This window comes from Methylobacterium oryzihabitans, assembly GCF_004004555.2.
GTDB classification, from domain to species: Bacteria; Pseudomonadota; Alphaproteobacteria; order Rhizobiales; family Beijerinckiaceae; genus Methylobacterium; species Methylobacterium oryzihabitans.
This window is the reverse complement of the sequence record NZ_SACP01000059.1, coordinates 1-11,880: the sequence shown is the minus strand read 5'-3', so window position 1 is coordinate 11,880 and position 11,880 is coordinate 1. Positions and strand designations below refer to the sequence as shown.

General features: G+C 73.0%; 15 protein-coding genes, 2 tRNA genes and 1 pseudogene. 9 read left to right on the top strand and 9 right to left on the bottom strand.

The window, feature by feature from the left end:
* From EOE48_RS28085 to EOE48_RS30345, 3 genes and pseudogenes are all read right to left on the bottom strand, one after another.
* Nucleotides 1–451 (bottom strand): annotated as a pseudogene (locus EOE48_RS28085) (hypothetical protein); the annotation flags it as partial.
* 63 nt (nucleotides 452–514) lie between these two features.
* Entirely contained in the window at nucleotides 515–859 is a 345-nt protein-coding gene (locus EOE48_RS28080; protein ID WP_425463694.1) for a hypothetical protein, read from the bottom strand.
* The gene (locus tag EOE48_RS30345; RefSeq protein WP_281292805.1) at nucleotides 856–981 is read right to left on the bottom strand and encodes a hypothetical protein; all 126 of its coding nucleotides are present in this window, start codon (nucleotides 979–981) and stop codon (nucleotides 856–858) included. Before EOE48_RS30345 ends, EOE48_RS28080 begins: the two co-directional genes overlap by 4 nt.
* Before the next feature lie 305 nt (nucleotides 982–1,286).
* On the opposite strand from EOE48_RS30345, the gene EOE48_RS28075 reads away from it, so the two are divergent.
* From EOE48_RS28075 to EOE48_RS28050, 6 genes are all read left to right on the top strand, one after another.
* Nucleotides 1,287–1,541: a DUF3297 family protein gene (locus tag EOE48_RS28075; protein ID WP_127734168.1), complete on the top strand. Its 255-nt coding sequence runs from the start codon at nucleotides 1,287–1,289 to the stop codon at nucleotides 1,539–1,541.
* Between the two features lie 61 nt (nucleotides 1,542–1,602).
* Nucleotides 1,603–4,374, top strand: coding sequence for an excinuclease ABC subunit UvrB (gene uvrB, locus EOE48_RS28070; RefSeq protein WP_127734167.1), 2,772 nt, complete (start codon nucleotides 1,603–1,605; stop codon nucleotides 4,372–4,374).
* Nucleotides 4,371–4,637 (top strand): hypothetical protein, encoded by a 267-nt coding sequence (locus EOE48_RS28065; protein ID WP_127734166.1) that lies wholly within the window; start codon nucleotides 4,371–4,373, stop codon nucleotides 4,635–4,637. Before uvrB ends, EOE48_RS28065 begins: the two co-directional genes overlap by 4 nt.
* Before the next feature lie 188 nt (nucleotides 4,638–4,825).
* Nucleotides 4,826–5,128, top strand: coding sequence for a hypothetical protein (locus EOE48_RS28060; RefSeq protein ID WP_127734165.1), 303 nt, complete (start codon nucleotides 4,826–4,828; stop codon nucleotides 5,126–5,128).
* Between the two features lie 77 nt (nucleotides 5,129–5,205).
* Nucleotides 5,206–5,907, top strand: a complete 702-nt coding sequence (locus EOE48_RS28055) for a YidB family protein (RefSeq protein WP_127734164.1) — start codon at nucleotides 5,206–5,208, stop codon at nucleotides 5,905–5,907.
* Entirely contained in the window at nucleotides 5,904–6,620 is a 717-nt protein-coding gene (locus tag EOE48_RS28050; protein WP_127734163.1) for a glutathione S-transferase, read from the top strand. The genes EOE48_RS28055 and EOE48_RS28050 overlap by 4 nt, the downstream gene beginning before the upstream one ends.
* Before the next feature lie 15 nt (nucleotides 6,621–6,635).
* On the opposite strand, the gene EOE48_RS28045 is transcribed toward EOE48_RS28050, so the two are convergent.
* From EOE48_RS28045 to EOE48_RS28020, 6 genes are all read right to left on the bottom strand, one after another.
* Nucleotides 6,636–6,712, bottom strand: a tRNA-Asp gene (locus tag EOE48_RS28045).
* A gap of 41 nt (nucleotides 6,713–6,753) precedes the next feature.
* Nucleotides 6,754–6,830, bottom strand: a tRNA-Asp gene (locus EOE48_RS28040).
* 221 nt (nucleotides 6,831–7,051) lie between these two features.
* Nucleotides 7,052–7,534, bottom strand: a complete 483-nt coding sequence (locus EOE48_RS28035) for a GNAT family N-acetyltransferase (protein ID WP_127734162.1) — start codon at nucleotides 7,532–7,534, stop codon at nucleotides 7,052–7,054.
* 7 nt (nucleotides 7,535–7,541) lie between these two features.
* On the bottom strand, nucleotides 7,542–8,240 hold the full coding sequence (gene tsaB, locus EOE48_RS28030) for a tRNA (adenosine(37)-N6)-threonylcarbamoyltransferase complex dimerization subunit type 1 TsaB (protein WP_127734161.1): 699 nt from the start codon (nucleotides 8,238–8,240) through the stop codon (nucleotides 7,542–7,544).
* 103 nt (nucleotides 8,241–8,343) lie between these two features.
* Nucleotides 8,344–8,904, bottom strand: a complete 561-nt coding sequence (locus EOE48_RS28025; RefSeq protein ID WP_127734160.1) for a NifU family protein — start codon at nucleotides 8,902–8,904, stop codon at nucleotides 8,344–8,346.
* Between the two features lie 121 nt (nucleotides 8,905–9,025).
* The gene (locus EOE48_RS28020; RefSeq protein WP_127734159.1) at nucleotides 9,026–9,529 is read right to left on the bottom strand and encodes a universal stress protein; all 504 of its coding nucleotides are present in this window, start codon (nucleotides 9,527–9,529) and stop codon (nucleotides 9,026–9,028) included.
* A 350-nt stretch (nucleotides 9,530–9,879) separates the two neighbouring features.
* Here EOE48_RS28020 and EOE48_RS28015 point away from each other — a divergent pair, with 350 nt between their 5' ends.
* From EOE48_RS28015 to EOE48_RS28005, 3 genes are read left to right on the top strand one after another with little or no spacing between them, the layout of a single operon-like run.
* Nucleotides 9,880–10,434, top strand: a complete 555-nt coding sequence (locus EOE48_RS28015; RefSeq protein ID WP_127734158.1) for a SiaB family protein kinase — start codon at nucleotides 9,880–9,882, stop codon at nucleotides 10,432–10,434.
* 11 nt (nucleotides 10,435–10,445) lie between these two features.
* Nucleotides 10,446–10,832 carry a DUF1987 domain-containing protein gene (locus tag EOE48_RS28010; RefSeq protein ID WP_127734157.1) on the top strand — a complete coding sequence of 129 codons (387 nt, stop codon included), beginning with the start codon at nucleotides 10,446–10,448 and terminating at the stop codon, nucleotides 10,830–10,832.
* Nucleotides 10,829–11,677, top strand: coding sequence for a GGDEF domain-containing protein (locus EOE48_RS28005; RefSeq protein WP_246155021.1), 849 nt, complete (start codon nucleotides 10,829–10,831; stop codon nucleotides 11,675–11,677). Before EOE48_RS28010 ends, EOE48_RS28005 begins: the two co-directional genes overlap by 4 nt.
* Nucleotides 11,678–11,880: the final 203 nt, after the last annotated feature.

Here is an 11,880-nt window from a genome sequence, read left to right as displayed (position 1 = left end):
CGGCGGCGGCACCGGCGGGCCAAGCCGCCCGCTGCGCCGCCGCGACCGCCTCCTTGAGGCTCGCCGCCTCCCGGCAGGCGGCGGCCTCGGCCGGCAGGCCGGCCTGCTCCAGGGCCGGCGGCAGCAGGCGGCGCACGGTCTCGCGGGCGAGATGGGCGACGCGCGCCGCCTCGACCTCCGGCGCGGCGGCCGAGCCGGCGAGGCGCAGCACGAAGGCCATCAGGCGCGGCCGCTCGGCATCCGGCATCGCGTCGTTGAGCCCGAGGGCGTAGGCGGCGAGCGGGACCGAGAAGCAGGGCGGGCAATCGGCGGCGGAGCGGATCGCCCGGTAGGGCAGCCCGGCCGCGACCACCGCCGCCTCGTTGATGCAGGTGCCGCCGTCCGGTCCCGGAAAGGCGTGCGAGCCCGGCAGCAGCCGCCAGTTCAGGATGTGGTCGAACGCTCCGGTCATCACGCCTCCACTCGCAGGAGCGGAAGCTTACCGGGTTTTGGCGGAAGCGCGAGGCCCTCGGGCTCACGCCCGCCCGGCGACCGTCATGCCGGCGAGGCCGTGGTCGTCCGGCCGGACCTGCATCGCGGCGGCCATCATCGCCTCGAGGCGGATGCCGTCGTCGTCCGGGTCGGGCTGCCAGCCACAGCCGCAGCGCGGCACGTCGCCGTGCAGCGAGGCGACCTGCCGGTAGAGGTCGCCCACCGTGCGGGCCGCCGCCTCCAGGGCGGCCATCGGCGCGAGCGGATGGCGCTCCAGGGCCTGCCAGAACGCCTGCGCCAGCGCCCGCTCCAGGGCGTCCTGGCCGCGGATCTCGGCCTCGGCCCGCAGGCGGGCCAGCGCGGGCTCGCTCAGGACGGGGGCGGTCACCGGCCGTTCCTCCGGGCGGCGCCGGTCTCCACGACCAGCCAGCGCCAGGTCAGGCCAAGGGGCGGCCAGCCCTCGTGCAGCAGGCCGGCACAGCCTTGGATCAGGTTCAACGCGCGCGCCATCGCGGGCCCTCCGCGGCTCGACCGCAATCAGATGAGGATCGCCGCAGCCACCGTTCAAAGCGGTTACGACGGCCGATGAATGCGGCGACGCGCCGGACAAATCAAGCCCTCGACGAAACATTGGAGCGCTTCCATCTTGTGCTTCCGCTCGAAGACTTGATCGAAGCTGGAATAATGCCAAACGGAAGGCGATGTGATGCGGCGGCGATCGGGATGCGGCGTGCCGCAGCGCGCGCCGCCCGCGATTGGCATTCGTCCGCGGAGCGGCTACCTCAGCGGCGATTCCCGACCCGAGGAGACACACGATGAGCGACGCCCCGCCCGACCGCCTCAGCACCGACCCGCGCAGCCCGTTCCACGACGCCGCCCTGCTGGAGCGCGGCGTCGGCGTGCGGTTCAAGGGCGTCGAGAAGACCAACGTGGAGGAATACTGCGTCAGCGAGGGCTGGGTGCGGCTGGCCGCCGGCAACGCCCGCGACCGCTTCGGCAACCCGATGACGGTCAAGCTGAAGGGCGCGGTCGAGCCGTATTTCCGCGTGCCGGCCGACACCGCCGAGTAGATCCGGCAAGGTGGTCCCGGAAGGACTTCCTGCGACCGGGACGCGGCCCCATATTGGCGGGATGGCCGCTCCCAAGAACGTCTCCGACGTGAAGAACGCCCCGGATTCCGCGAAGGCCCCCGGCAGGAAGCCGCGGGCCTCGACCGCCAAGGCGTCGAAGCCCGACCTGAAGCCGCTCGACCCGTTCCTCGCCGAGCTGCTCAACCCGGCGCTCAACCGCGACCGCCTGCCCCAGGCGGCGCCGGCGCCCGAGCCGGCCCCCGCCCCGAGGCGCGGCCGGCCGAAGAAGGCCCCGTCGGGTTTCGGCGAGGCGCCGCAGGCGGCCTTCGCCCACGGGGACGCCGCGGAGGTCGATCCGAAACTCGCCGAGGCCCTCGGCCTGCGCCCGCCCGAGGCCGGGGAGCCGGAGGAGCAGCCCTCGACACTCGCCACGGACGGCGTCTCGGCGACGGTGGACGCGCTGACCAAGCTCCTCACCGAGGGCAACCCGCTGTTCAAGGACGGCGTGGCGTGGCGGCCGCATCGTCCCGAGCGGCCGCAGAAATCCGAGGGCGGCGTCCCGTTCCGGCTGAAGTCCGAGTTCACGCCGGCGGGCGACCAGCCGCGGGCGATCGCCGAACTCGTCGCCGGCGTGAAAGCGAGCGAGCGCGATCAGGTCCTGCTCGGCGTCACCGGCTCGGGCAAGACCTTCACGATGGCCAAGGTGATCGAGGAGACCCAGCGCCCGGCGCTGATCCTCGCCCCCAACAAGACGCTGGCCGCGCAGCTCTACGGCGAATTCAAGTCGTTCTTCCCCGATAACGCCGTTGAATACTTCGTCTCGTACTACGACTACTACCAGCCCGAGGCTTACGTGCCGCGGTCCGACACCTTCATCGAGAAGGAATCGTCGATCAACGAGCAGATCGACCGGATGCGCCACTCGGCGACCCGGGCGCTGCTGGAGCGCGACGACGTCATCATCGTCGCGTCGGTGTCGTGCATCTACGGCATCGGCTCGGTCGAGACCTACACGGCGATGTCGTTCACGGTCAGCCTCGGCGAGAAGATCGAGCAGCGCCAGCTCATCGCCGACCTCGTGGCGCTGCAATACAAGCGCATCCAGGCCGATTTCGCCCGCGGCACCTTCCGGGTGCGCGGCGACGTGATCGAGCTGTGGCCGGCCCACCTGGAGGACCGCGGCTGGCGCATCGGCCTGTTCGGCGACGAGATCGAGGCGATCAGCGAGTTCGATCCCCTCACCGGCAAGACCCTCAACGAGCTCAAGTTCGTCAAGGTCTACGCCAACAGCCACTACGTCACGCCGCGCCCGACCCTCCAGCAGGCGATCAAGGGCATCAAGGACGAGCTGAAGTGGCGGGTCGAGGAGCTGACCCGGATGGGGCGGCTGATCGAGGCGCAGCGCATCGAGCAGCGCTGCACCTTCGACCTCGAGATGATCGAGGCGACGGGTGCCTGCAACGGCATCGAGAACTACTCGCGCTACCTCACCGGCCGCAAGCCCGGCGAGCCGCCCCCGACCCTGTTCGAGTACCTGCCCGACGACGCCCTCGTGTTCACCGACGAGAGCCACGTCACGATCTCGCAGATCGGCGGCATGTACCGGGGCGACTTCCGCCGCAAGGCGACGCTGGCCGAGTACGGTTTCCGCCTGCCCTCCTGCCTCGACAACCGCCCGCTGCGGTTCGAGGAATGGGACGCGATGCGGCCGCAATCGATCCACGTCTCGGCGACCCCGGCGAAGTGGGAGATGGAGCAGACCGGCGGCGTCTTCGCCGAGCAGGTCATCCGCCCGACCGGCCTCGTCGACCCGGTCATCGACGTGCGCCCGGCCCGCTCCCAGGTCGACGACCTTCTGGGCGAGGTGAAGGAGGTCGCGGCGGCCGGCTACCGCACCCTCGTCACTACCCTGACCAAGCGGATGGCCGAGGACCTGACCGAGTACCTGCACGAGAACGGCGTGCGGGTGCGCTACATGCACTCGGACATCGACACGCTGGAGCGGATCGAGATCATCCGCGACCTGCGGCTCGGCGCCTTCGACGTGCTGATCGGCATCAACCTCCTGCGCGAGGGGCTCGACATCCCGGAATGTGCCCTCGTGGCGATCCTGGACGCCGACAAGGAGGGCTTCCTGCGCTCCGAGACCTCGCTGATCCAGACCATCGGCCGCGCCGCCCGCAACGCCGACGCACGCTGCATTCTGTACGCCGATCAGGTGACCGGCTCGATGGAGCGCGCCATGGCGGAGACCGAGCGCCGGCGCACCAAGCAGCTCGCCTACAACGCCGAGCACGGCATCACGCCCCAGAGCGTCAAGCGCAACATCGCCGACATCCTGGAGAGCGTCTACGAGCGCGACCACGTCCAGGTCGATGCCGGGCTGAGCCAGGGCGCGGTGACGGTCGGCCACAACCTCAAGGCGGTGATGGCCGACCTCGAGAAGCGGATGCGGGCGGCCGCCGCCGATCTCGACTTCGAGGAGGCGGCGCGGCTGCGCGACGAGCTCAAGCGGCTCCAGGCGACCGAACTCGCCATCGCCGACGACCCGATGGCCGCGCAGGGGGAGGTCGAGCGCGACGCGGGCAAGTACGGCGCCAAGCGGCGCCGGGGCAAGGCCGGGTCGCCGGCGGAGCCGTTGGCCTTCGGGCCGGGCGGCAAGGGGATGTCCGACGAGGGCACCCGGATCCGCGCGCCCGACCTCGACGAGATGGGGCCGGGCACCGATCGCGAGGTGCCCTTCAGCTATGCCGAGCGCCCGACCGGCCGCTCGACCCAAGGCTTTCCGGGCCAGCGGCCGAAGTACAAGGGACGCAAGGGACGCGGCGGATGAGGCGCGCGGCGCGCGTCATCCTCCTCGCCGCCACGTCCGCCGCCGCGGCGCAGGCCCACGCCAATCCGGCCGCCGGCCCACGGCTGCCGCAGGTGATCGAGGGAGGGCGCGCCGCCTCGCCGGGGCGCGCCGACGGCGCGGTCCCGGAGCCGCCCCCGGTCGAGTCGCTGCGCTCGCGCCTCGACGATCCGCCCTCCCCGGCCGCGACGCCGCCCGCCAACCCCCTCTTCGCCGATCCGCCGGCGGGCCAATCGCGCCGCTGATACGCTGCCCGGAAGGTTCGTTCCTGACAGGGTGCCGCAAGCCCGCGCGGCGTTCGCGCGAAGCCGATCTCCGCCTTGCGGAGCGATCCCGCAGGAATCGCCGAGCGATCAACCGGCAATCCCATGACGGAACCCGGCCTGTGGTCAGGCTTTGCTCCGGGAGAGTGATCCCAGCCCGGAGACGCCTCATGGTCCCGCCCCGTCGTGCCGCCGGTCTCGGCGCCCTCGCCCTGGTTCTCGCCGCCACCGTGCCGGCCCTCGCGATCTCCGATCGGCGCGACCAGCCGACCGCCGCCGACATCCCCGACGGGGCCCGCCGGGGCGACCCGGCCGTGGCGCCGCCGCAGGCGATCAAGCCCTCGACCAAGGTGATGCCCGGCGATACCGGCCTGACCGGCAGCACCGGCGGGCGCACCAACCCCCTCGACCACCTGCCCCCGGCCGACCGCTCCAGCACCGGCGGCGGCGACGGTGCCCGCGACCGGCGCTGACGCGGCGCAACCCGGTTCGATCCCCGCCCGTTGAGGAAGCCGCGGCCGGCATCCCGGTCCGCTCACGGAGGCCCGTCATGGGACTGCTCGATCAGGTCATCGGCTCGGTGCTCGGCAACGTCCTCGGCGGTGGCCGGGCCCAGGGTGGCGGCGCGATGTCGCCGCTGGTGAAGGCGCTGCTGATGCTGCTCGCCGCCAAGGCGGCGCAGGGCGGCTTCGGCGACATCCTCGGCGGCGGCGAGCGGCCGGTGCCGCGGCGCCGGCCGGAGGAGCCGGAACCGGGCTACGCGCCGCAACCCTACGACGAGCCGGCGCCGCGCGGGCGCGCCGGGGATTCCGACAACCCCTATTCCGACCTCTCCGGCATGCTCGACGGCCCCGGCGGGGCGCCGCAGCGGCCGCAGGAGCGTCCGCGGGGCGAGGTCGACAATCCGTTCAATCCCGAGGCCGGGCCCTACGGCCGGCTCGATCGCGAGCCGGCGGACGAAGCCCCGGGCGGACCGCTCGGCGGCGGGCTCGATTCGCTCATCGAGGGCTTCCGGCGCGGCGGCCTCGGCGACGTGATCGAGTCGTGGATCGGCGTAGGCCACAACCGTCCGGTCCAGCCGCAGCAGCTCGCCCAGGCGCTCGGCTCCGACACGGTCGATACCCTCAGCCGCCAGACCGGGCTCGGCCGCGACGACCTGCTGGCGCAACTCGCCCAGGTGCTGCCCGGCGTGGTCGACGGGCTGACGCCGCACGGGCGCCGCCCCAACCGCGACGAGATGGGCTCCTGGTGAGCTACTGGCTGTTCTACTGGCCGGGCCTCCAGGGCCGGGGCGAGTTCGTCCGCCTCGCCCTCGAGGAGGCCGGCGCGCCGTACCGCGACGTCGCGCGCGAGGCCGACGGGGCCGACGCCATGACGGCACTGCTGTCGGGGCCGGGGCCGCATCCGCCCTTCGCGCCGCCCGTCCTGCGCGACGGCGACGTTCTCGTTGCCCAGACCGCCGCGATCCTGCTCTATCTCGGGCCGCGCCACGGCCTCGTCGGCGCGGGCGAGGCCGAGCGGATCTGGACGCACCAGATCCAGCTCACCATCGCCGACGCGGTGACGGAGGTGCACGACACCCACCATCCGGTGGCGACCGGCCTGTACTACGAGGACCAGAAGCCCGAGGCGGCCCGCCGCGCCGAGGATGTCTGCCGCTCGCGGATCCCGAAATTCCTCGGCTGGTTCGAGCGGGTTCTCGCCGCCAACCCGTCCGGTCCAGACTGGCTCGCCGGCGACCGGCTGAGCTACGCCGACCTGTCGCTGTTCCAACTCGTCGCCGGCCTGCGCTACGCCTTCCCGAAGGCGGCCGCTCGCGCTCTCGACGCGACGCCGCATGTCGCGGCGCTGCACGACCGCGTGTCCGAGCGTCCGCGCATCGCGGCCTACCTCGCCAGCGACCGGCGGCAGCCGTTCAACGAGCAGGGCATCTTCCGGCGCTACCCGGAACTGGATTTCGGCTGAAGGGGTGTTCGGAAGTGGCGCGGGCGACGGGGCTCGAACCCGCGACCTCCGGCGTGACAGGCCGGCACTCTAACCAACTGAGCTACGCCCGCGTGGCGTAACCGCACGAAGAAGCACCTGCATCCCGGTGGGATGGCGCGGGCGACGGGGCTCGAACCCGCGACCTCCGGCGTGACAGGCCGGCACTCTAACCAACTGAGCTACGCCCGCTTGGTGTCTCGCTTCGCTGCGATGGCGGCGGTGTATGGGGCGGGCGGGGGTCTGTCAAGCCGGTGCCGGTCCCTTGCGGGGGCTCCCAGCCGAGAGGCTCCCGCGCCGTGCTTCGCGGGCTAAGTCGCCTTGCGTCGGCAGGCCCACGCATCGACCGCTTAGTTTGTTGATCTGTCGCAGATTTCTGCCGCAAAACCGGCTATCGCTTCTGCGAAATCTGCTCAGTCCAGCACCGCCCGCATGGTCAGGGCGGTCGCCCGGGTGCCGTCCGGCTTGGCGTAGTAGCCGGCGCGCCGGCCGGTCTCGGCGAAGCCGAGGCGGCGGTAGAGGGCGAGCGCCGGGGCGTTGCCGTCCTCGACCTCGAGGTGGACGATCCGGGTGCCGAGATCGGCGAGGCCGCGCAGGTGGGCGGCGAGGAGCGGGCGGGCGAGGCCGGCGCCGCGGCGGGCCGGGGCCAGCACCACGGTCAGGATCTCGGCCTCGTCGAGCACCCGGCGCGACAGGACGAAGCCGGCCAGGACCGGCCCGAGGCGCAGGGCGTGGGCGAGATGGCCGCGCTCGCACAGCATGCGCTCGAACTCGTGCGCCTCCCACGGCCGGGCGAAGGCGGTGGCGTGCAGGGCGGCGAGGTCGGCGGCGCGCTCGGGCGAGGTCAGCGGTTCGACATGCGGGGTGGGAGCCGGCCGGAAGGGCATCCACCGCATGGCGGCCTCACTGCCGGGGCAGGCGCAGGTGGTCCTGCGGCTGGGCGTCGGGCCCGCGCAGGTAGAGCGGGCGCGGCAGGGCGTGGGCCGGGTCGGCGACGAGGCCGAGGGAGGCGACCCAGGCGATCTGCGGCGCGATGTGGCCCTCCGGCACGTGCGCCGCGATGCCGGCGGCGCCCGCCGCCGCCGCGAGGGCCGGCGCCGCCGACCCCGCCAGGGCGGCCGGGCCGGGACCGAGCAGGCGCAGGGCCTCGGCGAGGGGCACCTGGACCGGCGCGACCGCGATGCCGCCGTCCGGCCCGAGGGCCTGGAGATAGACGTGGCCGTGGCGGGCGTCGATCGCGGCGGCGAGCACGCAGCCCTGGCCCAGAAAATCGTCCTCGGCGGCGAGCAGCGGCGCGAGCAGGGCCGACAGGGTCGTGACGCCGACGACCGGGATGCCGGTGGCGAGCCCGATCGCCCGCGCCGCCGACAGGCCGACCCGCAAGCCGGTATAGCTGCCGGGCCCCACCGTCACGGCGACCCGGTCGAGGCTGGAGAAGCCGCCCTCGACCCGGGCGATCACCCGCTCGATCAGCGGCAGCAGCGCCTCGGCGTGGCCGCGCTGGAGGTCGAGGCTCTCGGCGGCGAGGGGTTCGGGCGAGTCGTCGGCCATGACGCAGGCCGCGCAGGTCTCCAGCGCCGTGTCGATGGCCAGAATACGCACGTCCCTCGCCTCCCGTACCCGCCGCCCGAACGCGGGCCGCGGTCCCGCTTACAGCACGCGGACCGTCCCGTCAGCGCGGGACGGTCCCGGTTTCCAGCGGTCTTCAGACCGCCTGGACCTCGCGCACGTCCGGCAGGAAGTGGCGGAAGAGGTTCTGCACGCCCTGGCGCAGGGTGGCGGTGGAGGACGGGCAGCCGGAGCAGGCTCCCTTCATCTCGAGATAGACCACGCCCTCGCGGTAGCCCCGGAAGGTGATGTCGCCGCCGTCGCCGGCCACCGCCGGGCGGACGCGTGTCTCGAGCAGGTCCTTGATCGTCTCGACGGTCTCGATGTCGGCCTCGTCGAAGAACTCTTCCGCGGCCTCCTGGGTGGCGCCGGCATCGAGCACCGGCGCGCCCGACATGAAGTGCTCCATGATCGCGCCGAGCACCGCCGGCTTGACCTGGGGCCACTCGGAACCGTCCTCGGCCTTGGTGACCGAGATGAAGTCGTGGCCGAAATACACGCCGGACACGCCCGGAACGTCGAACAGCGCGCGGGCGAGCGGCGAGCCGACGGCGCCGGCGGGGTCGCGGGCCTCGAAGGTGCCGTCCTGCAGCACCACCCGGCCCGGCAGGAACTTCAGGGTGGCGGGGTTCGGCGTGGCTTCGGTCTGGATGAACATGAAAAAATCCTCGGGTTCTCTGCGCCGGTTCAAGGCCGGCCGGGAACGGCGCGCGAGGGCGCGCCACCCGGTGATGTGGACCCTCGCGGGGAATTTCTCAACTCGCGAATCGCCCCTTCGCCTACCCGGCGAGGGCGGTGATCTCGGCCTCGCTGAGCGCGCCGGGCACGATGACGACGGGGACCGGGAAGTGGCCGGCGGCGCGCCCCGCGATGGTCGAGACCAGCGGGCCCGGCCCGTCGGTGCCGGGGGCGGCGGCGAGCACGAGGAAGCCGATGTCCTCGTCCTCGTCGATCAGCCGCAGGATCTCGTCGGCGCGCTCGCCGGTGCGCACCACCCGCTCCGGGTCGACGCCCGCCGCCTGCCGGGCCTCGGCCGCCAGCGCATCGAGGCGCGCGGCGGTCTCGGCCTCGGCCTCGGCCCGCATCGCGTCGCCGACCCCGAGCCAGTCGAGGGTCTCGGGCGGCTCGGCCACCGCGAGCATCACCACCCGGGCGCCGGTGCGGGCGGCGCGCCGGACCGCGAAATGCACCGCGCGGTCGCATTCGGGCGTCTCGTCGACCAGCACCATGAACTTGAGCCGGTGGCCGGGCTCGAAGGACCGCCGCCGCTTGACCTCGACCATGGCCGCCTCCATTGCTGCCGCCGGAATGCTGCACGACGCCGCGCCAGTCGGGCAAGCGCCGGCCTGCACAGTCCCGTCACCCGGCGGCGAGCCTCATCGACCGGACCCATCGGCGCCAGCGACTTAGGCAGAGTGACCAAAATAAAGTCTTTCCCGGGGGCGTTATTGTGGGCACATGCACGTTTCGGACGTTGATGGCCTGTGATGACGGTAAGACTTCCGAGAGATGTGGTGTTCTAGTCATGCGTTCCGCAGGATCGACCGCGAGGCGCCCGGGCTTCGATCGCGCGACGATCCCGGGCCGGGCCGTGGGTCGTTCCGGACCGTTCGCGGTTGATCGGGGGGTCCCGTTGCTCGCTTCAGACCTCAAGACGTTCCAGGACGCGTCGCGGCGGCAGGGGGTCATCCTGTCGTTCGGGGGCGACCTGTCGGAGAACCTGCTCCACGCCCTCGGCGAGGTCCTGAAGCTGCGCATGCGCCAGGGCACCACCGACGCCAACGTCGCCAAGCGGGTGTTCTCGATCTTCGTCGAGCAGGCCCAGAACGTGATCCGCTACTCCGCCGACCGGCTCTCCCCCGCCGATGCCCCCCTCGACGGCCGGGTCAGCGCCGGGATGATCGTCGTCGGCGTCGAGGGCGAGCGCTTCTTCGTCGCCTGCGGCAACGAGGTGCCGCAGGCCGAGGTCGCCGGCCTGCGCAGCCGCCTCGACCACCTCGCCGGCCTGTCGGGCGAGGAATTGCGTCTGTTCTACCGCGAGAAGCTGCGCCAGCCGGCGGAGGAGACCAGCCTCGGCGGCAGCCTCGGCCTGATCGAGATCGCCCGGCGCGCCAGCGAGCCGGTCGCCTACGGGTTCGAGGACGTCGGCGGGGGCAGGAGCTTCTTCTGCCTCAAGGCCTTCATCTGAGGGGCGGCGAAATGGACCGGATCCAGCGCGCCGCGACCGACCGCTCCCCGATGGTCGATTTCGACTTCGCCGGCGGGCGCCTGACGATGCGCGGCGAATCCTATCCCGAGGACGCCGCCGCCTTCTTCGGCCCCCTGCTGCAAGGACTGCGCGCGCATCTCGACGGCGGCGGCGCGGATGCCGTGACCTTCGAGGTCGCGCTGGCCTACTTCAACTCGTCGAGCGCCAAGGCCCTGATGAACCTGTTCATGCCGCTGGAGGACGCCGCCGCGGCCGGGCGGCCGGTGACGATCCGCTGGCTCTTCGCCGCGGGCGACGAGACGATCGAGGAGGCGGGCGAGGACTTCGCCGCCGACTTCTCCCACGCCCGCTTCGAGATGGTGGAGGTCGCCGCGTGACCAAGCCCGGACGCCGCCCGCCGGAGGCCGGACCGGCCGAGGGACCGGCCAACGTCTTCAGCCTGTTCGACCACGAGGAGGCCCTGCTGGCGCGGACCGAGGTGATGCTGGCCAATCTCGGCGAGACCGCCGCGGGGGTGAGGGAACTCGCCGAAGCCTATCGCCGCGGCTACCGCGAGCAGTCCCGGCTGGTGCGCCTGAGCGACCGGATGCAGGCCGACCTCCAGCGCGCCAACCAGCGCCTCTCGGCCCAGCAGCGGACGCTGCAATCCCTCAACGAGGTGCTGTCGAGCGAGATCGAGCACCGGATCCGGCTGGAGAGCGAGCTGCGCCGCCTCGCCGATACCGACCCCCTCACCGGGGCGCTCGCCCGGCGCCGCTTCCTGGAGGTCTGCGAGCACGACTGGGGCCGGCGCGAGAACGGGCCGTGCTGCCTGATGATGCTCGACCTCGACCACTTCAAGCGCGTCAACGACGGCTACGGCCACGCCGCCGGCGATGCGGCGCTGGTGGCCTTCGTGGCCGCCTGCCGGGCGAACCTGCGGCCCGCCGACGCGATCGGCCGCCTCGGCGGCGAGGAATTCGCGATCCTGCTCGCCGAGACCGGGCTGGAGGCCGGCCGGGGCGTGGCCGAACGGGTGCGCGCCGCGACCGCCGCGACCCCGGTGGCGACGCCGCGCGGCCCGCTCGCCGTCTCGGTCAGCGTCGGCCTCGTCGAGGAGCAGCCCGGCGAGCGCTTCGAGGACGCGCTCAAGCGGGCCGACGGGGCGCTCTACGCCGCCAAGCACGACGGCCGCGACCGGGTCCGGATCGGCCCGGCGCCCGACGCGCCGGGGACCGCGTGACGATGGCGGAGCGCCCCGGCGTCGCGGCGAGGCCCGGAGGAGCCGCCCGATGAGCGCCGAGAACGACGCCGAGCGCCTCTCCGGCCCGGGCGGGGCGGTCGGCCCGGACCTGCACGACGCCCTCGCCCGGCTCGGCCTCGCCGACGTGCCCGAGCCGCCGGCCGGGGAAAGGCGGGGCGGGTCCCTGCGCGGCGCCGGCCCGC

Bases quoted from the DNA above. Each gene is read 5' to 3' on its own strand.
- EOE48_RS28010 (WP_127734157.1), top strand. From the start codon at position 10,446: ATGGACCGGATCCAGCGCGCCGCGACCGACCGCTCCCCGATGGTCGAT.
- EOE48_RS28035 (WP_127734162.1), bottom strand. From the start codon at position 7,534: ATGCGGTGGATGCCCTTCCGGCCGGCTCCCACCCCGCATGTCGAACCG.
- EOE48_RS28065 (WP_127734166.1), top strand. From the start codon at position 4,371: ATGAGGCGCGCGGCGCGCGTCATCCTCCTCGCCGCCACGTCCGCCGCC.
- EOE48_RS28060 (WP_127734165.1), top strand. From the start codon at position 4,826: ATGGTCCCGCCCCGTCGTGCCGCCGGTCTCGGCGCCCTCGCCCTGGTT.
- EOE48_RS28020 (WP_127734159.1), bottom strand. From the start codon at position 9,529: ATGGTCGAGGTCAAGCGGCGGCGGTCCTTCGAGCCCGGCCACCGGCTC.
- EOE48_RS28075 (WP_127734168.1), top strand. From the start codon at position 1,287: ATGAGCGACGCCCCGCCCGACCGCCTCAGCACCGACCCGCGCAGCCCG.
- EOE48_RS28025 (WP_127734160.1), bottom strand. From the start codon at position 8,904: ATGTTCATCCAGACCGAAGCCACGCCGAACCCCGCCACCCTGAAGTTC.
- EOE48_RS30345 (WP_281292805.1), bottom strand. From the start codon at position 981: ATGGCGCGCGCGTTGAACCTGATCCAAGGCTGTGCCGGCCTGCTGCAC.
- uvrB (WP_127734167.1), top strand. From the start codon at position 1,603: ATGGCCGCTCCCAAGAACGTCTCCGACGTGAAGAACGCCCCGGATTCC.
- EOE48_RS28055 (WP_127734164.1), top strand. From the start codon at position 5,206: ATGGGACTGCTCGATCAGGTCATCGGCTCGGTGCTCGGCAACGTCCTC.